Source organism: Ottowia sp., assembly GCF_035325765.1.
Classification (GTDB): Bacteria; Pseudomonadota; Gammaproteobacteria; order Burkholderiales; family Burkholderiaceae_C; genus Ottowia.
In genome coordinates this window covers 1-8164 of record NZ_DAOKZG010000075.1, presented here as the reverse complement: position 1 = coordinate 8164, position 8164 = coordinate 1, and the positions used below count along the sequence as shown (strand labels likewise).

Genomic DNA, 8164 nt, shown 5'->3' with positions numbered 1-8164 from the left:
ATCCAGCTGGTGTTCTTCTGGGAGCTGACCAGCCTGTTCTCCTTCCTGCTCATCGGCTACTGGCACCACCGCCGCGACGCCCGGCGCGGGGCGCGCATGGCGCTCATCACCACCGGCGCCGGCGGCCTGGCCCTGCTGGCCGGCGTGCTGATCCTGGGCCACATCGTCGGCAGCTACGAGCTCGACGCCGTGCTGGCAGCGGGCGAGCGCATCGCCGCGCACCCGCTCTACACGCCGATGCTGGTGCTGGTGCTGCTGGGCGCGCTGACCAAGAGCGCGCAGTTCCCGTTCCACTACTGGCTGCCGCACGCCATGGCCGCGCCCACCCCGGTCTCGGCCTACCTGCACTCGGCCACCATGGTCAAGGCCGGCGTGTTCCTGCTGGCGCGCCTGTGGCCGGCGCTGTCGGGCACGCCCGAGTGGTTCTGGCTGGTCACCGGCGCCGGCCTGATCACCCTGGTGCTGGGCGCCGGCGTGGCCATGTTCCAGCAGGACCTGAAGGGCCTGCTGGCCTATTCCACCATCAGCCACCTGGGCCTGATCACCCTGCTGCTGGGACTGAACGGCGAGCTGGCCGCGGTGGCAGCGGTGTTCCACATCATGAATCATGCGACCTTCAAGGCCTCGCTGTTCATGGCCGCCGGCATCATCGACCACGAGACCGGCACACGCGACCTGCGCCGCCTGTCGGGCCTGTGGCGCGCCATGCCCGTGACCGGCACGCTGGCCTTCGTCGCCAGCGCCGCGATGGCCGGCGTGCCGCTGCTCAACGGCTTCCTGTCCAAGGAGATGTTCTTCTCCGAGACGGTGCAGCTGACCAGCGTGCCGTGGCTGGACACCGGCCTGCCGATCGCGGCCACGGTGGCGGGGATCTTCGCCGTCGTCTATTCGCTGCGCTTCGCGGTCGGGGTGTTCATGGGACCGCCGGCCACCGACCTGCCCCTGACGCCGCACGAGCCGGTGCGCTGGATGCGCATGCCGATCGAGGTCCTGGTGCTGCTGTGCCTGCTGGTCGGCATCGTGCCGCAGTGGATGGTGGGCGCCACACTGGCGCTGGCGGCCACGCCGGTGGTCAACGGCCAGCTGCCCGACTACAGCCTGGCGATGTGGCACGGCTTCAACAAGCCGCTGGTGATGAGCACGATCGCCCTCGTCGGCGGCGTGCTGCTGTACCACCTCCTGCGCCATGCCCACGCCCGGGGGCGGCTGCACGAACCGCCGAGCTGGCGCTGGCTGGAAGGCGAACGGCTGTTCCAGAGCGCGCTGCTGCTGCTCGATCGCGGCTGCCGGCGCGCCACGCGCCTGCTCAGTTCACAGCGCCTGCAGCCGCAGGTCCTGCTGCTGGTGCTGGCGGCGACGCTGGCCGCCGCCGCGGCGCTGTGGCTCGGCGGCGTCAGCTGGGGCGACCGTGAGCGCGTGCCCGCCAGCGCCGAATTCGCCCTGCTCTGGCTGCTGGGCGGCGTGTGTGCCCTGGGCGCGGCGCAGCAGGCCAAGTTCCACCGCCTGGCGGCGCTGGTGATGACGGGTGTGGTCGGCCTGTGCGTGGCGCTGACCTTCCTCTGGTTCTCTGCGCCGGATCTGGCGCTGACCCAGCTGACGGTGGAGGTGGTCACCACCGCCCTGTTCCTGCTCGGCCTGCGCTGGCTGCCCAAACGCCTGCCCGAGCAGGCCCCGCGCGAAGGCTGGCTGGTGCGCCTGCGACGCGCGCGCGACCTGCTGATCGCGCTGATCTGCGGCACCGGCCTGGCCGCGCTGTCCTTTGCCATGATGACGCGCACCGCGCCGCAGAGCATCTCGCCGTTCTTCATCGACCGCGCCCTGCCCGAGGGCGGCGGCAGCAACGTCGTCAACGTGATGCTGGTGGACTTTCGCGGCTTCGACACCATGGGCGAAATCACGGTGCTGGGCATCGTCGCGCTCACGGTCTACGCCCTGCTGCGACGCTTCCGTCCGCCGCGCGAGGTGGTGTCGCTGCCGCCGCAGCAGCAGGCCACGCCGCCGGATCTGGTGAGCGACCTGATCAACCCGCGCACCGCGCGCGACACCGCGCTCGGCTACATGCTGGTACCAGCGGTGCTGGTGCGGCTGCTGACGCCGGTGGCGGCAGTGGTCGCCGCCTACCTGTTCCTGCGCGGCCACAACCAGCCGGGCGGCGGCTTCGTCGCCGGCCTGGTGTTGTCGATCGCCTTCTTCGCCCAGTACATGGTGGGCGGCACGCTCTGGGTCGAAGCCCACCTGCCGCTGCGCGTGATCCGCTGGATCGCCGTCGGCCTGCTGCTGGTGCTGGCCACGGGCCTGGGCTCCTGGTGGTTCGGCTTCCCCTTCCTGACCTCGCACACCATGCACCTGACACTGCCACTGGTGGGCGAGGTCGAGCTTGCCAGCGCCACCTTCTTCGATGCCGGCGTGTTCGCCGTCGTGGTCGGCTCGACGCTGCTGATCCTGACCGCGCTGGCCCACCAGTCGGTGCGCAGCCACCGCCAGGCGCTGGAAGACGCGAACCCCGCGGAGGCCGGCTGATGGAAGTCATCGTGGCGCTCGCCATCGGCGTGCTCGGCGGCGCCGGCGTCTGGCTGGTGCTGCGCCCGCGCACCTTCCAGGTGGCGATCGGCCTGGCGCTGCTGTCCTATGCGGTGAACCTGTTCATCTTTGCCATGGGCAGCCTGCAGCTGGCGCGCGCGCCGATCGTGCAGCCCGGCCTGGTGCCCAACCTGGAGAACTACACCGACCCGCTGCCGCAAGCCCTGGTGCTGACGGCGATCGTGATCGGCTTTGCGACCACGGCGCTGTTCCTGGTCGTGCTGCTGGCCTCGCGCGGCCTGTCGGGCACCGACCACGTGGACGGCGACGAACCGGAAGAGGAGCGCGGCGAGCCCGTGCCCCCGCTGGAGCTGCAGGAGCCGCATCCATGAACGCCGTCCGGCCGCTCCGAAGGCGCTCGCTCCCGCAGTCCGAAGGACGGAGGGCAGTCCAGTGAGCGCGCGCTGGGTCGCCCAGTTCATGCCGCACCTGATCGTGGTGCCGATCCTGCTGCCCATGCTGACGGCGGCGCTGATGCTGCTGCTGGGCGACACGCGGCGCCCGCTGAAGGCCCTGGCCAACGTGCTGTCCTGCGCGCTGGGCGTGGCGGTGGCGATCGCGCTCGTGGTCTGGGTGCAGCACAGCGGCGAGCCGCAGGCGGTGGGGGTCTACCTGCCCTCGAACTGGCCGGTACCCTACGGCATCACCCTGGTGGTCGATCGCCTGTCGGCCATGATGCTGCTGCTCACCAGCGTGCTCGGCCTGGCCACCCTGCTCTACGCGGTGGCGCGCTGGGATCGCGCCGGCGTGCACTTCCACCCGTTGTTCCAGCTGCAGCTGATGGGCCTGGCCGGCGCCTTCCTCACCGCCGACCTGTTCAACCTGTTCGTCTTCTTCGAGATCCTGCTCACCGCCTCCTACGGCCTGCTGCTGCACGGCTCGGGCTGGGCCCGCGTGCACGCCAGCCTGCACTACATCACCGTCAACCTGATCGCCTCGGTGCTGTTCCTGATCGGGGTGGCCATCCTCTACGGCGTCACCGGCTCGCTGAACCTGGCCGACATGGCGATCCAGGTCCCCTTCATCCCGCCCGACGACCGCGGCCTGCTGCATGCCGGCGCCGCCGTGCTGGCGGTCGGCTTCCTGGTCAAGGCGGCTGCCTGGCCGCTGAACTTCTGGCTGCCGGGCGCCTACTCGGCCGCCTCGACGCCGGTGGCGGCGCTGTTCGCCATCCTGACCAAGCTCGGCGCCTACGCCGTGCTGCGCGTCTGGACCGTGCTGTTCCCAGGCGACGCCGGCGTCTCGGCGCTGTTCGGCGGGCAGGCCCTGGCCATCATCGGCATGGCCACCCTGGCCTTCGGCGCCACCGGGATGCTGGCCACGCGGCACCTGGGGCGCATCGTCGGCTTCGGCGCCATCATCTCCTCGGGCACGCTGCTGGCGGCGCTGGGCTTCGGCCAGCCGGCGGTGACAGGCGGCGCGCTCTACTACATCCTGGGCTCGACGCTGGCCATCGGCGCCTTCTTCCTGCTGTCCGAGCTGCTCGACCGCGCGCGCGACACCGAGGAGCGGCCGCTCTACGTCGGCGAAGTGCAGTCCGACGACGCCTTCGCCTACCCGGTCGACCTGGTGCCAACGCGCGAAGTCAACCTGGACGAGGACGAGCAGGCCCTGATCGGCCTGCCGATCCCCGCGGCCACGGCCTTCCTCGGCCTGGCCTTCATCGTCTGCGGCCTGACGCTGGCCGGCCTGCCGCCGCTGGCCGGCTTCGTCGGCAAGGTGGTGATGCTCTCGGCCCTGCTCAATCCGGCCGGCTTCGGCCAGGACGCGTCCGTCTCGACGGCCGCGTGGGTGCTACTGGGCCTGCTGGTGGTCAGCGGCCTGCTCGCCGTCATCGGCCTGTCGCGTGCCGGCATCCGCCACATCTGGGCACCGGTGGACCGGGCCGTGCCACGGCTGCGCGTGGTCGAGACGGTGCCGATCGCCGCCCTGCTGCTGCTGGTCGGCGTGCTGGTCTGGCAGGCCGACGCCGTGCTGCGCTACGCCAACGCCACGGCGCGCGGGCTGCACGACCCCAAGGCCTACATCGGCACCGTGCTCGCCACCAAGCCGGTGCCCTCGCCCATCGCCAACGGCGAAGGAGGGTTGCGCCGATGAAGCGCCGCCTGCTGCCGTCGCCCCTGCTGAGCGCCATGCTGATTGCCCTGTGGCTGGTGCTGAACCGCTCCCTCAGCCCGGGCCACGTGCTGCTGGCCGTGCTGCTGGGCCTGGGCGCGCCCGCCCTGCTGGCGTCGTTGCGCCCGGTCGTGCCGCGCGTGCGCCACCCGCTCACCATTGCGCGCTTCATCCTGGCGGTCGGGCATGACGTGCTCGAGTCCAACCTGATGGTGTTCCGCACCCTGGTCACGCGCCCGGGCCATCCGCTGCATGCGCGCTTCGTGCACATCCCGCTCGAGCTGCGCGACCCGACCGGCCTGGCCGCGCTGGCCATGGTCACCACCGTGGTGCCGGGCACCGTCTGGTGCGAGCTGGCGCGCGACGCCAGCAGCCTCTACCTGCACGTCTGGCATGCGCCCGACGAGGCGGCCTTCATCGCCTTCTACAAGCGCCGCTACGAACAGCCCCTGATCGAGATCTTCGAACGATGAGCCCGTTTCTTTCCGTCGCCATCACCGCCACCCTGCTCGCCTACGGCGTCGCCATGCTGTTGCTGCTGTGGCGCGTGCTGCACGGCCCCTCGGCCCAGGACCGCGTGCTGGCGCTGGACTCGATCTACAACGTCGGCATGCTGCTGGTGCTGGTGGTCGGCATCCGCTACGCCAGCGACGTCTTCTTCGAAGCCGCCCTCCTGATCGCCCTGTTCGGCTTCGTCGGCTCCAGCGCCATGGCCAAGTTCCTGCTGAGAGGGGAGGTGATCGAATGAGCGAAGGACGAGGGGCCCCGCCTGCGGGGATCGGCCCGCGAATTCGATCAAGCGGCCGACCCCAACAGCTCACGAATCATCCCGACCGTTCGGAGGCCGCAAGAATGAGCGAAGGACGAGGGGCCCCGCCTGCGGGGATCGGCCCGCGAATTCGATCAAGCGGCCGACCCCAACAGCTCACGAATCATCCCGACCGTTCGGAGGCCGCAAGAATGAGCGAAGGACGAGGGGCCCCGCTTGCGGGGATCGGACCGCGAATTCGATCAGGCGGCCGACCCCACCAGCCCATGAATCATCCCGACCGCTCGGAGGCCGCAAGAATGAGCGAAGGACGAGGGGCCCCGCTTGCGGGGATCGGACCGCGAATTCGATCAGGCGGCCGACCCCACCAGCCCATGAATCATCCCGACCGCTCGGAGGCCGCAAGAATGAGCGAAGGACGAGGGGCCCCGCTAGCGGGGATCGGCCCGCGAATTCGATCAAGCGGCCGACCCCACCCGCCCATAAATCACCCCAACCGATCGGAGGCTGCAAGAATGCGTTCGCGCCCGGACGCTCGGCGACGGGCAACCCGGACGCTGGACCGAACCATGACGGCGCAGTGCAGGAGCAGGTCCGCATGACTTCCACCATCCCCCTGTGGGCCGAAATCATCGTGGCGCTGCTGCTGCTGGCCAGCGCCGTGTTCACGCTGGTGTCCGCCTGGGGCGTGGTGCACCTGAAGAACTTCTTCCAGCGCCTGCACCCGCCGGCCCTGATCGTGACCTGGAGCGCCTGGTGCGTCAGCTTCGCCACCATGCTTTATTTCTCGCTGCAGAACGAGCGGATCGAGCTGCGCGCCTGGCTCCTGATCATCCTGCTGTCGATCACCGTGCCGATCACCACCGTGCTGCTGAGCCGGGCCGCGCTGTTTCGCAACCGGCGCCAGCCGGGGGGTGACCAGCTGCCGCCACCCCTGCAGCCAGCCGAGCACCCGCCGGCACCGGATGCCGCCGACCCCGAGCCGCCGCCTCGCTGACCCGCCCAGGGCGGGCGAGACCGCCCGCCCGGCCGTGCGAACCGGGCCGGGCACGATTACCATGGCTGCACAGAGGATCCCATCATGCACGCCAAGCCCACGCTCCGCCACGCCCCGCTGCCGACCCCATCTCACGCACCCGCCAGGCTGGCCCTGCGCCTGCTCGCCGCCGCCACGGTGCTGGCGGGCAGCAGCCTGGCGCAGGCCCATACCCGGATCGCCGCCCAGGATCCGGCGCCCGACGCCACGGTCGAGGCGCCAGGCCAGGCCTGCATCGATTTCAGCAGCGCCATCGAGCCGGCCCTCAGCCACCTGAGCGTGCATGACGCCAGCGGCCAGCAGGTCAATGCCGCACCGTCCAGCGTCCAGGCCGGCCCACCGCCCCGGATGTGCGCGGCCCTGCCCGCACTTGCCGCGGGGATCTACGAAGTCCGATGGACGACGGTGGCGCGCGACGGCCACCGCCTGAACGGAACCTATCGCTTCAGCGTGAAATAGACACCGCCCCATGGCCGATTCGATGGGCCTGGTGGCAAGCTGGCTGCAGCCGATCGGCGCCGCCTGGGTCGCGACCGCGCTCGCGGTCTGCATCGGCCTGGTGCTGGTGCACGACGCGCTCGCGCCGGCAGCGGCGGCGCGCGTGCCACGCTTCGCGCGCCGCGCAACCTGGCTGCTGGGACTGGGCCTGGCCGCCTGGCTGCTGGCCGCCACCCAGGCGATGACCGATGCTCGCCCGGCCGAGCTGCCCGCGGCGCTGTGGCTGGTGCTGACGCAGACGAGCTTCGGCCGCACGGCCTCGGTCGGGCTCATCGCCTGGCTGGTGCTGGTCCTGATCCCGGCCGAGCCCGCGGTCGACGGCCGGACGAGCGCCGGATCGAACCCGCTGCTGCAGCTCGCTGCCCTGGTCGCGCTGGCCTACGCCCTCGCCGCCAGCGGCCACGTGGCCGACCGTGGCCTGCTCGGCGGCGCGGCGCTGGTCAACACCCTGCACGTGCTGGGCGCCGGCGCCTGGGTCGGCGTGGTGGCGGTCGGCGCCCTCAACCTGCGCCAGTGGCCGGCATGGACGCCCCCCGAGCGCAGCCGGCTGGCACACCGCCTGTCGCGCGTGGCGACCGTGGCCGTGCCGCTCGCCCTGCTCTCCGGCGTCGCCAACGGCGTGCGCATGCTCGGCTCGGCCGAGCACCCGATGATGTCGCCCTACTTCCAGCTGCTGGCGGCGAAGGTGCTCATGGTCGGCCTCGCGGTGGCGTTGGGCCTGTGGAACCGCTGGAGCTGGCTGAAGCGCCTGGATCGCGGCGAGGACACCGGTGCCGCATCGTTTGGCACCGTCCTGATCGTCGAGGCCCAGATCCTCGTGCTGGTGGTGATCATGGCGGCCAGACTCGCGGTCACGATGCCGCCCGAGTGACCGCTCTGGCCGCAGGGTCGGCACCTGGTCAACCCGAGCATCCAGGCTGGTCAAGGACGTGCACCTCGGCCTCGCATCGCTCCGCTCGACGGAATCCGCATCGAGAAGAAATCAATGGCCAAGCCAAGGCCGCAGATTACGACCAAGCGACCGTGGTCCTGACTGTGTTCCGATTCGTCGCGGCCCCCCTGCTGCTACTGGAGGGCTGCATACACACACGGATCTCGCGTATCCCGTTAGCTAGGGAACGTCTGCAAAACCTCGACACCACGCCTGTTGCGTGAGACAGTCACAC

At 70.8% G+C, this 8164-nt stretch carries 8 protein-coding genes; all 8 read left to right on the top strand.

Features of this window, described 5'->3' with window-relative positions:
• Positions 1 to 2520, top strand: a 2520-nt coding sequence (locus tag PKA16_RS15075) for a monovalent cation/H+ antiporter subunit A (RefSeq protein WP_324404391.1), incomplete at its 5' end; no start/stop codon positions are given.
• Positions 2520 to 2912 carry a Na+/H+ antiporter subunit C gene (locus tag PKA16_RS15070; RefSeq protein ID WP_324404389.1) on the top strand — a complete coding sequence of 131 codons (393 nt, stop codon included), beginning with the start codon at positions 2520 to 2522 and terminating at the stop codon, positions 2910 to 2912. The genes PKA16_RS15075 and PKA16_RS15070, both read left to right, overlap by 1 nt.
• Before the next feature lie 61 nt (positions 2913 to 2973).
• Complete coding sequence (locus tag PKA16_RS15065; protein WP_324404387.1) at positions 2974 to 4677, top strand: monovalent cation/H+ antiporter subunit D; 1704 nt, start codon at positions 2974 to 2976, stop codon at positions 4675 to 4677.
• Complete coding sequence (locus tag PKA16_RS15060; protein WP_324404385.1) at positions 4674 to 5168, top strand: Na+/H+ antiporter subunit E; 495 nt, start codon at positions 4674 to 4676, stop codon at positions 5166 to 5168. Before PKA16_RS15065 ends, PKA16_RS15060 begins: the two co-directional genes overlap by 4 nt.
• Positions 5165 to 5443 (top strand): K+/H+ antiporter subunit F, encoded by a 279-nt coding sequence (locus tag PKA16_RS15055; protein WP_324404383.1) that lies wholly within the window; start codon positions 5165 to 5167, stop codon positions 5441 to 5443. Before PKA16_RS15060 ends, PKA16_RS15055 begins: the two co-directional genes overlap by 4 nt.
• 619 nt (positions 5444 to 6062) lie before the next feature.
• Entirely contained in the window at positions 6063 to 6461 is a 399-nt protein-coding gene (locus PKA16_RS15050) for a Na+/H+ antiporter subunit G (RefSeq protein ID WP_324404381.1), read from the top strand.
• 84 nt (positions 6462 to 6545) lie between these two features.
• On the top strand, positions 6546 to 6959 hold the full coding sequence (locus PKA16_RS15045; protein ID WP_324404379.1) for a copper resistance protein CopC: 414 nt from the start codon (positions 6546 to 6548) through the stop codon (positions 6957 to 6959).
• A gap of 10 nt (positions 6960 to 6969) precedes the next feature.
• Positions 6970 to 7869: a CopD family protein gene (locus PKA16_RS15040; protein WP_324404377.1), complete on the top strand. Its 900-nt coding sequence runs from the start codon at positions 6970 to 6972 to the stop codon at positions 7867 to 7869.
• Positions 7870 to 8164: the final 295 nt, after the last annotated feature.